Here is a 15,010-nt window from a genome sequence, read left to right as displayed (position 1 = left end):
GTCGTGAGCGTGAGCACGACCCCCTCCGCGAGTCCCTCCCGGTGCTCGCTCGCCGCCCTCGAGCGCGGCGACGTGCCGGTCGGCACCGCCGTACCCGCCCGCTACTGGATGCTCGTCGGTCACCCCGGTCCGTGGCCGGCCAAGCCGATCGCGGCCCCCGGCATCGCCGACGTCCGCGCCGACCTCGACGCGGCACTGGGGCGCTTCGGTGCCCGGCTGCAGCTCATCCGCCGGCACGGACGGCTCGAGGGCGACCAGATCGAGGCCGAGGGCCAGCGACAGGTCTTCCTCGTCGACGTGCACCGCGGGCTCGTCGGCCGGGCCCACTGGGAGCGACCCGAGGACCTCGTCGAGCTCGCCGGGCGCTTCGACGACCTGCCTGACCCGACGAGCGAACCGCTCTTCCTCGTGTGCACCCACGGGCGCAAGGACGTCTGCTGCGCGGTCGAGGGGCGGGTCGTCGCCGCGGTCCTCGACGACGCCCTGCCCGGTGCCGTCTGGGAGACGACTCACCTCGGCGGCGACCGCTTCGCGGGCAACGTCGTGATCCTGCCTGAGGGGTCGATGTACGGCCGGCTCACCGGCGACACCGCGCCCCGGGTCGTCCTCGACCACCTCGACGGTCGGGTCGACCTCGACCGCTGGCGCGGCCGCTGCTCGTGGCACCCGGCGGCACAGGCCGCGGCCCACGACCTCATGCGCGCCGACCCGACCGTGCTGCTGCGTGACCTGGCCCGGCCACGGCTCGAGGAGAGGGGCGACGAGGCTTGGTTGGTGCACCTCGACCACGGTGGGGGGACCTCCCTTCGTCACGTGGTGCGGACCATGAGCGCACCCCACCAGCTGACCTGCGGAGGGGCTGCCAAGGTGCAGGCGCTCTTCGACGTGACGACCCCCGGCTGACCGGTGTGAGATCCGTCGTCGCAGGCCGGTCCGAGGCTCGACCCCGAGGCGTCAGCGGCTACGATCTGGGCCCATGACGACGACGCCGCAGACGAGCAACGCAGCCGACGACCACCTCACCGAGTGGGCGGACCGCCAGGCCAAGGCGGAGGCGATGATCCCCGTCGTGGGCCGCCTCTACCGTGAGTTCGGGGTCGTGACCTCGATCCACGGCCGCACCCTGCTGGGGCAGTCCTCGACCGATGTGCTCAAGGCGCACCGCTTCGCCCGTCGCGTCGACATCGCGTTGACCGTCGACGACACCCTGCCGATGCTTGAGGCGCTCACCGCCCTGCAGCCCGGCCCGGCCTCCATCGACGTGGCCCGCCTGCACCGCCGCCGCCTCGAGGCCGGCGAGGGCGTCTCCCTCGAGGACTTCCTGCGCTCCGAGCTCGCCGACGTCGTCGGCAAGCACGGCCAGGGCGAGCTGCCGAGCACCGACGTCGTCCTCTACGGCTTCGGCCGCATCGGCCGCCTGCTGGCCCGCATCCTCATCGAGCACGCCGGCACCGGCCACGGCCTGCGGCTGCGCGCCATCGTCGTGCGCAAGGGCGCCGACAACGACCTGTCCAAGCGGGCCAGCCTGCTGCGTCGCGACTCGGTCCACGGGTCCTTTGCCGGCACCATCACCGTCGACGAGGAGGCCAACACCATCCTCGCCAACGGCACCCTCATCCAGGTCATCTACTCCGACGACCCGTCGAGCGTCGACTACACGCAGTACGGCATCGACGACGCGATCGTCGTCGACAACACCGGCAAGTGGCGCGACGAGGAGGGCCTGTCCAAGCACCTGCAGTGCCCCGGCGTCTCCCGTGTGCTGCTCACGGCTCCCGGCAAGGGCGGCCTGCCCAACATCGTCAGCGGCATCAACGACGCGATGATCGGCGACGCCAAGGTCGTCACGGCCGCGTCCTGCACGACCAACGCGATCGTCCCCGCGCTCAAGGCGGTCAGCGACGAGTACGGCATCGTCGGCGGTCACATCGAGACCGTCCACGCCTTCACCAACGACCAGAACCTCATCGACAACTTCCACAAGGGCGAGCGTCGCGGCCGGTCCGCGGCCCTCAACATGGTGCTCACCGAGACCGGCGCCGCCAAGGCCGTCTCCAAGGCGCTGCCCGAGCTCGAGGGCAAGCTCACCGGCAACTCCGTGCGCGTGCCGACCCCCGACGTGTCGATGGCGATCCTCAACCTCACGCTGGAGCGGGGCGTCGAGCGCGAGGAGCTCAACGACTTCCTGCGCGAGGCCTCGCTCTACGGCGACCTGCACAAGCAGCTCGACTACATCGACAGCCCCGAGGTCGTCTCGACCGACTTCGTCGGCAACCGCCACGCGGGCATCGTCGACGGCCGCGCGACGATCACCTCGGGCGACCGCGTCGTCCTCTACGTCTGGTACGACAACGAGTTCGGCTACTCCTGCCAGGTCGTGCGCGTCCTCGAGGAGATGGCCCAGGTCCACCCGCCGGCCTTCCCGGCGGTCTGAGCCGCGGGTCGTCGCACCCCCGCCACACGTTTTCCGGGTCACCCGGGAAACCCCCGCTTCGCACGGGTTTCAAACCCTTGCGAAGCGGCGGTTTCTCGGGTGACCCGATGTTCGCGGGGCCAGTGGGGTGAGGGCCCAGCCCCCGTGCCTAGCGAAGGGGGCGGACCGTCGCCTTGTCGCCACCGCAGGTGCGCCCCTCCTCGGGGGCGTCGACGATCCGGGCGGCGTTGAGCACGGAGAGCGAGTCGAAGCTCGGGCGCCCCTCGATGACCGAGCGGTACTCGTAGCGGGTCAGGCGCTGGGCCCGGCACTGCTCGTCGAAGGTCAGCACGTCGAAGGAGCTCGGCTGGCCGACGAGCTCGGCGTCGGGCCCGCCGACGAAGTGCGAGAGCGTGCCGCCGCCGGTGAAGGTGCCGACCTGCAGGCGGTTGCCGCTCACCTGCGGCACGTGCCCGTGGCCGTGGACGCGCAGCCGCCCGGGGGCGTCCTCGAGCGCGGGCTCCTCGTGGGAGACGGTGATGTCCGGCGGTTCGGCATCGCCGAGGGCCTCGACCCAGCGTTCACGGGCCGCGACCTGCTCGTCGGTGCTGCCGTCGTCGGCGTCGCCGTAGTAGCGCGGGTCGTTGAACCCGGCGATCCGCAGGCCGCCCACCTCGATCTGCTGGTACTCGCCCGACCCGGGCTCGAGGAGCGTCACGCCGTCGGTGCCGGCGAGGTCGTCGAGGAGCTGGGTGTCGTCGACGGCGCTGCGGTCGTGGTTGCCGGCGACGAAGACATAGGGCACCCCGAGCGAGGAGATCGACCGGTAGAGGTTGCTCAGCCCGGCCTCCTGGACCCGCCCGAAGTTGATGAGGTCGCCGGAGTCGATGACGACGTCGATGTCCTGCTCGCGCACGATCGTGCGCATCAGGGCGTACTGGTTGGAGGCGTGCACGTCGGAGACGAGCAGCACCTTGAGCGCGGCGGTGTCGTCCTCCGCCTGCGGGGCATACTCCTGCTGCATGGCCGTCGACAGCGCGAGGAGGTTGCGCAGGTAGGGCGTGGCCTGGTCGGCCCGCTGCTCGACGTCGTCGAGCAGGTCGCGGTTGGCGATCGCCAGCTGGAGCAGCCCGCTCGAGCGCAGCTCGACGAGCCGGTCGGGGTCGTAGGTGCGCCACGCCGACAGGCCCAGGGTCGACAGGGTGACCGCGGTGACGAGGCTCGCGCCCAGGACGGTCCGCCGGTGCGGGAGTGTGCGGCGGCGCAGCCGGACGACGCCGAGGCACAGGAGCAGGCCCAGCACACCGCCGGCCGCGAAGCGCAGCCCGACCCCGACCGCGGCCTCGGTGATCACCCGGGTGCGCTCCTGGGAGCTGACGTCGAGGCTCGCGGCATCGAGGTTGCCCGAGGCGACGAGGTCGGTGATCGAGGGCTTGACCCGCGGCGAGACCTGCACGCCCGGGGCGACGCCGGCGAACTGCGCGGACACGCTCCCGACGACCGTGTCGGTGCCGATGTGGGACCGGTCCGTCCAGCTCGGCGACAGGCGCACGTCGGCTGCGTAGTAGTCGGTCTCGACGGCCACGGGCCACAGCGAGGCGGTGACGAGCCCGCCGGTGACGACTGCGGCCACGAGGGCCAGGGTCGCGGCGACGAGGCGCAGGCGGGCGGTCCAGGACATGGCGCCCACTGTAGGCAGAGGCCACCTGAACCCCAGTTGCTACTGGTCAGTAATGCGGTTTAGGGTCAGGTCATGAATGCTGATGCCATCGTCGTGGGCCACGGCCTCGCCGGACTCGTCGCGACCGCGGAGTTGGCCGACGCCGGCCGCAGGGTCCTCCTCGTCGACCAGGAGAGCGAGGCCAACCTCGGCGGTCAGGCGCACTGGTCCTTCGGCGGCCTCTTCTTCGTCGACAGCCCCGAGCAGCGACGCCTGGGCATCAAGGACTCTGCCGAACTGGCCCACTCCGACTGGATGAACACCGCGGGCTTCGACCGCGACGAGGACCACTGGCCGCGGCAGTGGGCGCAGGCCTACCTCGACTTCGCCGGCGGTGAGAAGCGGGCCTGGCTGCACGAGCAGGGCATGCGCTGGTTCCCCATCGTCGGCTGGGCCGAGCGCGGCGACGGATCGGCGCACGGGCACGGCAACTCCGTGCCCCGCTTCCACATCACGTGGGGGACCGGACCGGGGGTCGTCGCCCCCTTCGTCCGTCGTGTGGAGCAGGCCCGGGAGCGGGGCCTGGTGACCTACGCCCACCGGCACCGCGTGGACGAGATCATCGTCGAAGGGGGTGCCGCCGTCGGTGTGCGCGGGGTCGAGCTGGCGCCTGACGGCGCCGAACGGGGCGTGGCGACCAACCGCGACAGCATCGGGGGCTTCGAGCTGCGGGCCCCCGTCGTCCTCGTCGCCTCGGGAGGCATCGGCGGCAACCACGACCTCGTGCGCGCCAACTGGCCGGAGAGGCTCGGCACGCCGCCGAAGCACATGGTGACCGGGGTGCCGGCGCACGTCGACGGCCGGATGATCGGGATCACCGAGGCAGCCGGCGGCAACCTCATCAACCGCGACCGCATGTGGCACTACGTCGAGGGGATCCGCAACTGGGACCCCATCTGGGCGCAGCACGGCATCCGGATCCTGCCCGGGCCGAGCTCGATGTGGCTCGACGCCGAGGGCACCCGCCTGCCGGCGCCGCTCCTGCCCGGCTACGACACGCTCGGCACGCTGGCGCACCTGCGGGCCACCGGGCACGACCACTCGTGGTTCATCACCAACCGGTCGGTCGCCGGCAAGGAGTTCGCCCTCTCGGGGTCGGAGCAGAACCAGGACCTCACGGGCAAGGAGGTCGCGGGCGTCATCCGCAAGCGCTCGCTGGCCGACGTCACGCCATCGATGCAGGCCTTCCTCGACAAGGGGGCGGACTTCGTCATGGCCGACACCGTCGAGGAGCTCGTCGCGCGGATGAACGACCTCGTCGAGGAGGGCGAGCCGCGGCTCGATGTCGCCCACGTCAAGCGTCAGCTCGACGAGCGTGACGGGCAACTCGACAACGCCTACTCCAAGGACGCGCAGATCGCTGCGATGCGGGTCGCCCGCTCCTACCTCGGCGACAAGATCTCCAAGCGCGCCTACCCGCCGCACAAGCTGCAGGACCCGAAGAAGGGCCCGCTCGTCGGGGTCAAGCTGCACGTCCTCTCCCGCAAGACCCTCGGGGGCTTCGAGACCGACCTCGGCGCACGGGTCCTGGGGCGCGACGGCGAGGTGATCCGCGGGCTCTACGCGGCCGGCGAGGCGGCCGGCTTCGGTGGCGGCGGGGTCCACGGCTACCGGGCCCTCGAGGGCACCTTCCTCGGCGGCTGCATCTTCTCCGGCCGATCGGCCGGCCGGACCATGGCGCAGGACCTCGGCGACTGAGCCGTCCTCGGAGGTGACCCGGGCGTAGGGTGGCCCGGTCACGACCGAAGGGGGAACCGCTGCATGTGGGCAGCGCTGCGGCACCGCAGGGGGCAGGTCCTCGCCCTTGCCCTCGTCTCCGCGCTCGTCGCGACGTGTGCCGCCTTCGCGCCGATCTTCGCCCGCAGCGTCGACCAGGGACTGCTGCGGACGCACGTGACCCAGGCCGACGCCGAGCAGACGGCGACGGCGATCTCCCGACCCCGCACCGCTGACGCGCGTGACGTGCTGCCCGCCGTGGTGGCCGAGCAGGTGCCGGCAGAGTTGGCGGCGGTCTCCGGCGAGCCGGTCGAGGTGGTGCGCCAGTCCACCCGGGTGGTGCCCGAGGCCGGCAAGCAGGCCTCGCCCGTCGTGCTGCGATCGCGCACCGGGGCGTGCGACCACCTCGAGGTCGCCGGACGCTGCCCGCAGGCGGCCGGCGAGATCCTCGTGTCAGCGGCCGACGCCAAGGCCTGGGGGTGGAAGGCCGGTACCGAGCTGGAGATCCCCGACGACAAGTACCCCGGCCGCTACCCCAACGTCGACGCGGAGCCGCCCCCGATCGACCTCACCGTCGTCGGCACCTACACGGTGCGCGAGGACCCCGAGTACTGGCTCGGCGACCGTCCCGACGGCAAATCCGGGGTGACGACCCCTGACCTGGACAACCTGCCCCTGGTCGACGACCTCATCACCACCGAGGCGACCTTCGAGGGGGTGCTGCCCAAGGCGACGGTGCTCGTCGTGCTGCCGCTCGACCCGCAGGCCGCGACGCTCGACTCCCTCCCTCTGGCTGCGCAGGCCGTGGAGCGGATGCGTGAGGAGCACCCGGAGCTCGACATCGACGACTCCGCCGCCACGCTCGTCGACGGGGTGACCACCGGGCGATCGCAGACGGCGATCATCGTCCCCTTCGTCACGGTGCAGCTGGCGCTGCTGTCCGTGCTCGTCCTCTTCCTCGTGGCCCAGTCCGGCGTCGACCAGCGGCGCCACGACGTGGCCCTCGCCCGACTCCGCGGCCGCTCCCGCGCCGGAGCCCGCCGACTGCTGCTCACCGAGCTCGTCGTCCCGGTCGTCCTCGGCCTGCCGATCGGCTTCGTCTGTGCGGTGCTGCTCGCGGTGCTCGTGCGCCGGTCCATGCTGCCTCGCGGCATCCCCTTCGAGATACCGCTCGCGGTCCTGCCCTGGCTCCTCGGGTCCCTCGTCGTCTCCGTGCTCGCCGTCGCCCTCGCGGCACGGCCGGTGCTGCGCGAGCCGGTCAACGACCTGCTGCGCTCGGTGCGGCCCTCGTCGGCCGGCGGGTCGGTCGTCGTCGAGGTCGTGGTCGTCGTCCTGGCCGTCATCGGCGTGGTCGGGCTCGCAACGGGTGCCCTCAGCGGGCCGGCCGCCCTGGCGACGCCTACCCTGCTCGCCATCGCGGTCGGCGTGCTCGCCGCCCGCTTCGTGCCCCGCCTCGCCGCCCGCCGTGCCCGCTCGGCCACGCGCCGGGGGAGGGTGGCGGCCGCGGTCGCGGGTCACGCCGTGGCCCGGCGACCGGCCGCCCGCCGGGTCCTCGTCGTCACGACGGTGGCTACTGCGCTCGCGGTCTTCGGGGCCAATGCCGTCGTCGTGGCCGACCGCAACCGGCTCGCCCGCGCCGAGCTCGAGACCGGCGCCCCGGCCGTCGTGTCCGTCGACGTCGCCACCGCGCCGGAGCTGCTGTCGGCTGCGGGCACCCTCCAGGAGGCGGACATCGCGGCCGTCCCGGTCGCCATCATCCAGCCGCGGGACAAGAACGCCGAGGCGACCCTGGCGACCGACCCCGACTGGCTCTTCCGGGCGGCCAACCCCGATGCCATCGCCGACCTCGACCCTCGCCCCCTCGCCCTGCCCGACCAGGAGCCGATCGAGGTCCCCGGCCGCACCGCGACCGCGCGCGTCTCGTGGGACCTGGCGAGCAAGGGCAGCGAGGACCCACCCGAGCTGGTCCTCGACCTGACGACGGGCACTGGTGACAAGCGGTCGGCACGGCTGACCACGCTTGGGCCGAAGGCCCGCGGCAGCGCCCGGGTCGACGCCGACCTCTTCTGCACCGACGACTGCCGGGTCGCGGGCATCCGGGTCGCCACCTCGGGCTTCCCCGGCAGCTCCGTCGACGGGACCGTCAAGGTCTCCGGTCTCGCCGTCGACGGCAAGCCCCTGCCCGTCACGGGTCAGCGGACGTGGGACTCGGACAAGGGCGGTCCGGGCACCTCCCACCTGATCGTCACGCCGCAGGGGGACGACCTCGACCTCGCCGTCGAAGCGCTCGACGGCGCCGACGTCACGGCACACATCGCCGACGTGCCCCGACCGCTCCCGGCGATCGCCGCAGGCCCGGACGCCGAGGACGGTGACGTCCGGTCGGTGACCGACGTCGCCGGCGGCCAGACCGAGATCGAGGTCGCGCAGGTCGTCGACGCGCTGCCCGCGGCGACCGACCACGGGGTGCTCGTCTCCCTTCCGGCGCTCGCGCGCACGAGCGGCGAGCTCGACACCACCCGCACGCAGCGCCAGATCTGGCTCGGCGACGCCTCGCCGGCGACGATCGAGCGGGCGCGCGACCTGCTCGGCGACGCCGACGTGCCCGTCCGATCGGTGAGGACGACGGCCGAGGCCGACCGGGTCTACGACCAGTCGGCGTCGGCCTGGGGGCTGCAGCTCGCGCTGCTCGGCGGTGTGCTCGCGGTCGTCCTCGCCGCGCTCGTCCTCGTCGTCCTCGCGATCACCGGGTGGCGCTCCAGCGCCCGCGACCTCGCCGCGCTGCGGGTGAGCGGCGTGAGCTCCCGAGCGGCCGCGCGTGCCCTGCGCACCGAGCACCTGACGAGCGTCGCCGTCGGCGTGGTGCTCGGCGCGCTCTGCGCACTCGTCGGATCGTGGATCGCGCTGCCCGAGCTGCCGCTCTTCACCACCCCGGCCGCGGTGCCCGTGGCCGATCTCGCGCCGGCGTGGCTCGCGGTCGTCGCCGCCACGCTCGTCGTCGCGATCGTCCTGCTCGTCGTCGCCCGCCTCATCGCCGGGGCGATCGGGCGCCGGGTGCGACTGGGAGTGGCCCAGGGGGAGCCGACATGAGCGGGCTGCCCGTGCGCACCCACGGACTGGTGCACATCTACCGCGCGGAGGGCCACGACGTGGCCGCGCTCTCCGGGGTCGACCTCACCGTCGCCGCGGGCGAGCGGATCGCTCTGCTCGGCCCGAGCGGTGCGGGCAAGTCGACGCTGCTCGCGCTCTTCGGCGGGCTGCTGCGACCGAGCGCCGGCCGGATCCACGTCGGCGACCACGAGCTGTCGGTGATGAGCGAGGCGCAGATCGACGCTTTCCGCTCGGGCGAGGTCGGCATCGTCCTGCAGGGCGCGGCTCGCAACCACCTGCCGTGGCTCACGGCTCGGGGCAATGTCGAGTTCGCCCAGGGGGCCGCGCGGCGCACCGGGCGCACCGTCCCCGCGGTCGACGAGCTGCTCGGCCTGCTCGGGCTCGACGAGGTGGCCGACCGACCGCTCGAGTCGCTCACCCCCGGTCAGCTCCAGCTCGCGGCCCTGGCCGTCGCCCTCGCCTGCGGGCCGGGGCTCCTCCTCGGCGACGAGCCGACGAGCCAGCTCGACCACGACGCCCGCGACGTCGTCCTCGAGGCGATGGCCGAGGTCGGGCGCACGTTCGGCACGACGATCGTCGTCGTCACCCACGACCCCGACGTCGCCAAGGCTTTCCCCCGCACCGTGACCATCCGCGACGGCCGGGCCGGCGGTGAGGGACGCAGCGGCGAGGAGTACTCCGTCGTGGCCGCCGACGGATCGTTGCCGCTGCCGCCGCCGGCACTCGAGGCCTTCCCCCCGGGGACCCTCGTGCGCGTGCACCGCACCGACGACGGGGCCTGGCAGCTCCTCGTCGACGAGGAGGAGGAGCGATGAGCGAGGACCTCGTGCTCGAGGACGTCGCGGTGCGCTACGGCGACGTCGTGGCGGTCGAAGGGGTCCGTGCGGTCGCGCACCCCGGAGAGATCACTGCCGTCACCGGACACTCCGGCGCCGGCAAGACCTCGTTGCTGTGGGCGGTCGGTGGACTGCTCGAGTCAGGCTCGAGCGGGCGGATCCGACTGGGGGAGAGGCAGATCGGTGACGAAGCCGGCTCACGCGATGCCGGTGCCGTGCTCATCCCTCAGGGCAGCGCCCTGGCCGAGGTGCTCACCGCCCGCGGCAACATCGCGGTGCCGCTCGTCGCGGCGGGCATGTCCGGTGGCGACGCCGGCGCGGCCGCTGACCGGGCGCTCGCCTCGGTCGGGCTCCACGAGCACGCGGGCCACCTCGCGGAGGAGCTTTCCGGCGGTCAGCGGCAGCGCGTGGCCGTCGCCCGGGGACTGGCGCTGTCCTCCCTTCGCCTGGCCGCGGGGAGCCTGGTGCTGCTCGCCGACGAACCCACCTCGGAGCTCGACCACGACACCCGCGAGCAGGTCGTCGTGCTGCTGCAGGACATCGCCCGCCGGGGCGGGATCGTCCTGCTCGCCACGCACGACCCCGAGGTCGCCGAGGTCGCGGCCGCCCGCTGGCACCTCGACGACGGCCGCCTCCAGTCTGCATTGCCGTAGGGCAATGCGGGATCCGGTCTGCATTGCCGTTGGGCCATGCGAGAGGGGAGGGTCGCGGGCCGCATTTCCCTCAGGAAATGCGAAGGGTGTCAGGCGGTGAGCAGGATCTTGCCGATGTGACCGCTCGCCTCGAGCTCGCGGTGGGCATCGGCGGCACGCTCGAGCGGGTGGGTGCCCTGGACGATCGGGCGCACGGCGCCGTCCTCGACCAGCGGCCACACGTGCTCGCGGACCGCGGCGACGATCGCCGCCTTTTCCTCGGCGGGACGGGCCCGCAGCGAGGTCGCGATGACCGCGGCCCGCTTGCTCAGCAGCTTGCCGAGGTCGAGCTCGCCCTTGCGGCCACCCATGAGGCCGATGACGACGAGCCGGCCCGATGTCGCCAGCAGGTCGACATTGCGCGGGAGGTACTTGGCCCCCATGAGGTCGAGGACGACGTCGGCCCCGTGACCATCAGTCGCGGCGCGCACCTCCTCGACGAAGTCCTGCTCGCGGTAGTTGACGAGGATCTGCGCGCCGAGGTCGCGGCAGACGTCGAGCTTGGCCTGCGAGCCGGCCGTCACAGCCACCCGCGCACCGGCGGCCGTGGCGAGCTGGATGGCCATCGTCCCGATGCCCGACGATCCGCCGTGGACGAGGAAGACCTCGCCGGGCTGGAGGTTGGCCGTCATGAAGACGTTGGACCAGACCGTGCACGCGACCTCGGGCAACCCCGCGGCATCGGTGAGGGAGACCCCCTTCGGCACGGGCAGCAGCTGCGCCGCCGGGACCCGGACCTGCTCCGCATAGCCGCCACCGTCGACGAGGGCACAGACCTCGTCGCCGACGGACCAGCCCTCGACACCCGGACCGACCTCGCGGATCGTGCCCGAGACCTCGAGGCCCGGCAGCGGCGAGGCGCCCGCGGGCGGCGGGTAGTGCCCGAGCCGCTGCATGACGTCGGCGCGGTTGACCCCGGCGGCCACCATGTCGACGACGACGTCGCCGGGGCCGGCCGTGGGGGCCTCGATCTCGGTGATCTGCAGGACGTCGGCGTCTCCGGGCTCGGTGATGGAGATGCCGCGCATCAGGAGACCTTGTCCAGCTCTCCCTCGACGGACTGCATGGCCTCGGGGAGGTGACCCGCGGACTTCTTGTAGAAGCTCGCCGCCTGGCGGGTGGCCATGGTGCGGGCCAGACCCATCGCGAGGCCGGCGAGGGCGGCGAAGGCAATGGCCTCGCCGACGGGGTTCTCCGGGTTGTTGGGGTCGATCGTCTCGCCCTTGCCCATGCGCGACCACGCGATGGAGATGACCTTGTTGGCGACGATGCCGGCGATGATCGCCGAGCCGGTGCCCAGCACCTTCCAGACCATGTTGCCCACGAGACGTCCTTTCGTACACACACGCTGCGGAGGTGGCGGCGGTCGCCGCCACCCGATACGTCTCCAACCCTGCCACAGACGTGCACCCCGGACCGCCCGTCGGCCCACGCGGCTATGCTGGCCGGGCACGACAGGGGAGCGCATCAGCGCTGAGAGTGCGGGCGACCGCAGACCCTCGTACCTGATCCGGCTAGCACCGGCGTAGGGAGTCGAGTCTCAGGGACCTCGTCGGCGCACGGCCCGTGGCCGGGTGTCGGCGCAGATCCCTCCCTGTGGAACCCACACAGGAGAAGCATCAGCATGACCACCACCAAGACGCCGGCCGCGTCCCGCGCCGGCACCGTCCTCGCCACCCGCCCCCTCATGGGCTGGCGCACCGTCGACCTGCTGACCGTCGCCTTCCTCGGCGTGGCCTTCGGCGTCGCCTACTGGGGCTACGGACTGCTCTACAACGGACCCATCTCCGCCCTCGGCCTGGCCTTCCAGCCGCTCTTCGGGCTCTTCGTCGGGTTCTGGTTCATCGCCGGCGTCGTCGGCGGACTGGTCGTGCGCCGGCCCGGCGCCGCCATCGCCTGCGAGCTCATCGCCGCGACCGTATCCGCGCTCTTCGGCAACCAGTGGGGGGTCACGACGGTCGTCTCCGGCCTGGCCCAGGGGATCGGCGCCGAGCTGGCCTTCGCGATCTTCGCCTACAAGGCCTTCGGCCCGGCCGTCGCGCTGCTCTCCGGTGCGCTGTCGGCGCCGCTGGAGTGGATCTACGAGATCTACTGGTACTTCGTCGACTGGACCTGGGCGTGGAAGCTCGCCTACCTGCCCCTCATGGTCGTCTCCGGGGTCGTTGTCGCCGGGCTCGGCGGCTGGCTGCTCACCCGCGCGCTGGCGCAGGCCGGTGCGCTCAACCCCTTCCCGCCCGGCCAGGAGGTCCTCGAGCGGAGGGCCGTCTGATCCACGATCGGACGAAGGGGGCAGCCCCCGTGGGCGTCGACGTCACCGGTCGGGGCGAGGTCGTCGTCCGCGACCTCACGTGGCGGCCCGTCGGCCGACGCGAGCCCGTGCTGCGCGAGCTCGACCTCACGCTGCGCCCTGGCGAGCGGGTCCTGCTCGTCGGGCCGAGCGGGTCCGGCAAGTCGACCCTGCTCCGGGCCCTCGCCGGTCTGCTGCTCACCGTCGACTCCGGTGACCTCGTCGGCGAGGTACGGGTCGACGGGGCCGCGCCCGGCGAGCGTCCCGGTGCGGTCGGGCTCGTGCTCCAGGAGCCCGGCTCCGGCACGGTCGCGGCGACCGTGGGGCGCGATGTCGCCTTCGGGTTGGAAAACGTCGGCGTGCCCGCTGGCGACATGCCGGCTGTCGTCGACCGCTGCCTGGCCGCTGTGGGGCTGGGGGACCTGCCGCGCTCGACCCCGACCGGCGCCCTCTCCGGCGGCCAGACCCAGCGGCTCGCGCTCGCCGGTGCCCTCGCCCTCCAGCCCGCCCTCCTCCTGCTCGACGAGCCGACCGCAATGCTCGACGCAGACTCGGCCGCCCGGGTCCGCGACGCCGTCGTCACCGGCGCGGCCGGTCTGACGACGGTCGTCGTCGAGCACCGGATCGAGCCCTGGCTCGAGCACGTCGACCGGGTGCTCGTCCTCGGCCGCGACGGGCGGATCCACCACGACGGGTCGGCCGCCGAGGTGCTGGCCGAGCACGGTGAGACGCTGGCCGCCGACGGCATCTGGGTGCCGGGTGTGCCGGCTCCTGAGCCGCTGACGATCGACCTCGGCCCCCTCGCCCGTGCGGTCGAGCCCCGGGCGACGCTGCTCACGAGCCAACCGCTCGTTGTCGAGCGAGCGCGCAACCACCTCGATGGCAGCAGCGAGGTGACGACCGCGCTCGTCACCGACGCGCCGCTCTCCCCGGCCGCGGGCCGGGCCACCGCGCTCGTCGGACCCAGCGGTGGGGGCAAGTCGACGTGGCTGGCGGCGCTCGGCGGGCTGGTGGCGCCGTCGTCGGGACGGGTGCTCGCCGACGGACGGTCGGTCGGGGACCTGCCCGCCACCGAGATCGCCCACCTCGTCGGGTGGGTGCCGCAGTGGAGCTCCAGCGCGCTGCTCGCCCGCACCGTGCTCGACGAGGTGCTGCTCACCGGCCGCACCCTCGGCACCGCTGACGAAGGGGAGGCCCGTCGCCTCCTCGAGGTCCTCGGGCTGGAGCACCTCGAGCGGGCCGACCCGCAGACTCTCTCCGGTGGCGAGCAGCGTCGGCTGGCCGTCGCGGCCGCGCTGGCCCACGGCCCGGCCGTGGCCCTCGCGGACGAGCCGACGGTCGGTCAGGACCGTGGCACGTGGGCGGCCGTCGTCGGCCTGCTCACCGCCCACCGTGACCGCGGCGGTGCTGTCGTCGCCGCCACGCACGACCCCGACCTCGTCTCACTCGTCGACGAGGTGCGGCAGGTGCGTCCGCCGGAGACCGAGCCGTCCCGGGAGACGCCACGGGCCGTGCTGTCCGCGTGCGGGCCGCTCGCGCTCTTCGCCGCGGCCGCGATCCCCATGGCGGCCGCCGTCCTCTCACCCGGGTGGCGGGTCTCGCTCGTGATCCTGGGCCTCCTCGTACTAGGCGCCGTCGTGGGCCTGAGCAACCTGCCCGGCCGCGGCGCCGGCTGGACCGTCCAGGGCCGGTGGCGCGGTCTGGCGATCCGACTCGTCCCCGCCCTCGTCGGCGGTCTCGGCGTCGGCTGGTCGACCTGGTTGCTCGGGTCACGTGACGTCGAGGTCGCGCTCTCGGCGGCGCTGCGACTCCTCGTCATCGTCGTGCCCTCGGCGATTCTCCTCGCCTTCGTCGACCCCGACGACCTCGCCGACCACCTGGGCCAGCGGCTCCGGCTGCCGGCCCGCCCGGTCGTCGCGCTGGGCGCGGCGTTGCAGCGGGTGCAGACCTTCGGTGCGGCGTGGACCGAGGTCGGCTGGGCGCGACGGTTGCGGGGCCAGGGCGTGACCTGGCGCTCGCCGCGCAGTGTCGTGGCGCACCTGTGGGCCTCGACCTTCGGGATGCTGCTGCGCTCGCTCGGTTCCGCGGCCACGCTCGCCGTGGCGATGGACGCTCGTGGCTTCGCCGGCGCCGGTCGGCGCACCTGGGCCACCCGGGCCCCGTGGCGCGCGGCCGACACGGTGGTCGTGCTCGCCTCGCTCGTGACGGTCGTCGTCGCGCTGCTCGCCCGCTGAC

The 15,010-nt window shown here is 73.3% G+C and carries 11 protein-coding genes and 1 riboswitch; of the genes, 8 read left to right on the top strand and 3 right to left on the bottom strand.

Features of this window, described 5'->3' with window-relative positions; translation table 11 throughout:
• Positions 1-9 precede the first annotated feature (9 nt).
• Positions 10-903, top strand: coding sequence for a sucrase ferredoxin (locus tag H7A72_RS15055; RefSeq protein WP_185221040.1), 894 nt, complete (start codon positions 10-12; stop codon positions 901-903).
• Positions 904-976: 73 nt separating this feature from the next.
• Positions 977-2,434, top strand: coding sequence for a glyceraldehyde-3-phosphate dehydrogenase (locus H7A72_RS15050; protein ID WP_185221039.1), 1,458 nt, complete (start codon positions 977-979; stop codon positions 2,432-2,434).
• Positions 2,435-2,582: 148 nt separating this feature from the next.
• Here H7A72_RS15050 and H7A72_RS15045 read toward each other — a convergent pair whose 3' ends face one another.
• Positions 2,583-4,094 carry a metallophosphoesterase gene (locus H7A72_RS15045; RefSeq protein WP_185221038.1) on the bottom strand — a complete coding sequence of 504 codons (1,512 nt, stop codon included), beginning with the start codon at positions 4,092-4,094 and terminating at the stop codon, positions 2,583-2,585.
• 72 nt (positions 4,095-4,166) lie between these two features.
• On the opposite strand from H7A72_RS15045, the gene H7A72_RS15040 reads away from it, so the two are divergent.
• From H7A72_RS15040 to H7A72_RS15025, 4 genes are all read left to right on the top strand, one after another.
• Positions 4,167-5,831: an FAD-binding dehydrogenase gene (locus tag H7A72_RS15040; protein WP_185221037.1), complete on the top strand. Its 1,665-nt coding sequence runs from the start codon at positions 4,167-4,169 to the stop codon at positions 5,829-5,831.
• A 63-nt stretch (positions 5,832-5,894) separates the two neighbouring features.
• Complete coding sequence (locus tag H7A72_RS15035) at positions 5,895-8,939, top strand: FtsX-like permease family protein (RefSeq protein WP_185221036.1); 3,045 nt, start codon at positions 5,895-5,897, stop codon at positions 8,937-8,939.
• A complete protein-coding gene (locus tag H7A72_RS15030; RefSeq protein ID WP_185221035.1) occupies positions 8,936-9,775 on the top strand; it encodes an ABC transporter ATP-binding protein in 840 nt (279 codons plus the stop codon). Before H7A72_RS15035 ends, H7A72_RS15030 begins: the two co-directional genes overlap by 4 nt.
• A complete protein-coding gene (locus tag H7A72_RS15025; RefSeq protein ID WP_185221034.1) occupies positions 9,772-10,449 on the top strand; it encodes an ATP-binding cassette domain-containing protein in 678 nt (225 codons plus the stop codon). Before H7A72_RS15030 ends, H7A72_RS15025 begins: the two co-directional genes overlap by 4 nt.
• Before the next feature lie 89 nt (positions 10,450-10,538).
• Here the strand turns inward: H7A72_RS15025 and H7A72_RS15020 are convergent, their stop codons facing one another.
• Together H7A72_RS15020 and H7A72_RS15015 are read right to left on the bottom strand one after the other, a co-directional pair.
• Entirely contained in the window at positions 10,539-11,516 is a 978-nt protein-coding gene (locus H7A72_RS15020) for an NAD(P)H-quinone oxidoreductase (protein WP_185221033.1), read from the bottom strand.
• Complete coding sequence (locus H7A72_RS15015; RefSeq protein ID WP_223277925.1) at positions 11,516-11,803, bottom strand: DUF4235 domain-containing protein; 288 nt, start codon at positions 11,801-11,803, stop codon at positions 11,516-11,518. The genes H7A72_RS15020 and H7A72_RS15015 overlap by 1 nt, the downstream gene beginning before the upstream one ends.
• A gap of 131 nt (positions 11,804-11,934) precedes the next feature.
• Positions 11,935-12,037, top strand: a riboswitch (TPP riboswitch).
• A gap of 75 nt (positions 12,038-12,112) precedes the next feature.
• On the opposite strand from H7A72_RS15015, the gene H7A72_RS15010 reads away from it, so the two are divergent.
• Positions 12,113-12,757, top strand: a complete 645-nt coding sequence (locus tag H7A72_RS15010) for an ECF transporter S component (protein WP_084449729.1) — start codon at positions 12,113-12,115, stop codon at positions 12,755-12,757.
• A gap of 29 nt (positions 12,758-12,786) precedes the next feature.
• Entirely contained in the window at positions 12,787-15,009 is a 2,223-nt protein-coding gene (locus tag H7A72_RS15005) for an ATP-binding cassette domain-containing protein (RefSeq protein WP_084449730.1), read from the top strand.
• Position 15,010: the final 1 nt, after the last annotated feature.

It is taken from the genome of Janibacter sp. YB324 (genome assembly GCF_014217915.1).
GTDB lineage: Bacteria > Actinomycetota > Actinomycetes > Actinomycetales > Dermatophilaceae > Janibacter > Janibacter indicus.
This window is presented reverse-complemented; position numbering and strand designations above follow the sequence as displayed.

What these genes read in the sequence shown, in the direction of transcription:
- H7A72_RS15050 (WP_185221039.1), top strand. Translation starts at nt 977, where the DNA reads ATGACGACGACGCCGCAGACGAGCAACGCAGCCGACGACCACCTCACC.
- H7A72_RS15045 (WP_185221038.1), bottom strand. Translation starts at nt 4,094, where the DNA reads ATGTCCTGGACCGCCCGCCTGCGCCTCGTCGCCGCGACCCTGGCCCTC.
- H7A72_RS15040 (WP_185221037.1), top strand. Translation starts at nt 4,167, where the DNA reads ATGAATGCTGATGCCATCGTCGTGGGCCACGGCCTCGCCGGACTCGTC.
- H7A72_RS15035 (WP_185221036.1), top strand. Translation starts at nt 5,895, where the DNA reads ATGTGGGCAGCGCTGCGGCACCGCAGGGGGCAGGTCCTCGCCCTTGCC.
- H7A72_RS15030 (WP_185221035.1), top strand. Translation starts at nt 8,936, where the DNA reads ATGAGCGGGCTGCCCGTGCGCACCCACGGACTGGTGCACATCTACCGC.
- H7A72_RS15025 (WP_185221034.1), top strand. Translation starts at nt 9,772, where the DNA reads ATGAGCGAGGACCTCGTGCTCGAGGACGTCGCGGTGCGCTACGGCGAC.
- H7A72_RS15020 (WP_185221033.1), bottom strand. Translation starts at nt 11,516, where the DNA reads ATGCGCGGCATCTCCATCACCGAGCCCGGAGACGCCGACGTCCTGCAG.
- H7A72_RS15015 (WP_223277925.1), bottom strand. Translation starts at nt 11,803, where the DNA reads ATGGTCTGGAAGGTGCTGGGCACCGGCTCGGCGATCATCGCCGGCATC.
- H7A72_RS15010 (WP_084449729.1), top strand. Translation starts at nt 12,113, where the DNA reads ATGACCACCACCAAGACGCCGGCCGCGTCCCGCGCCGGCACCGTCCTC.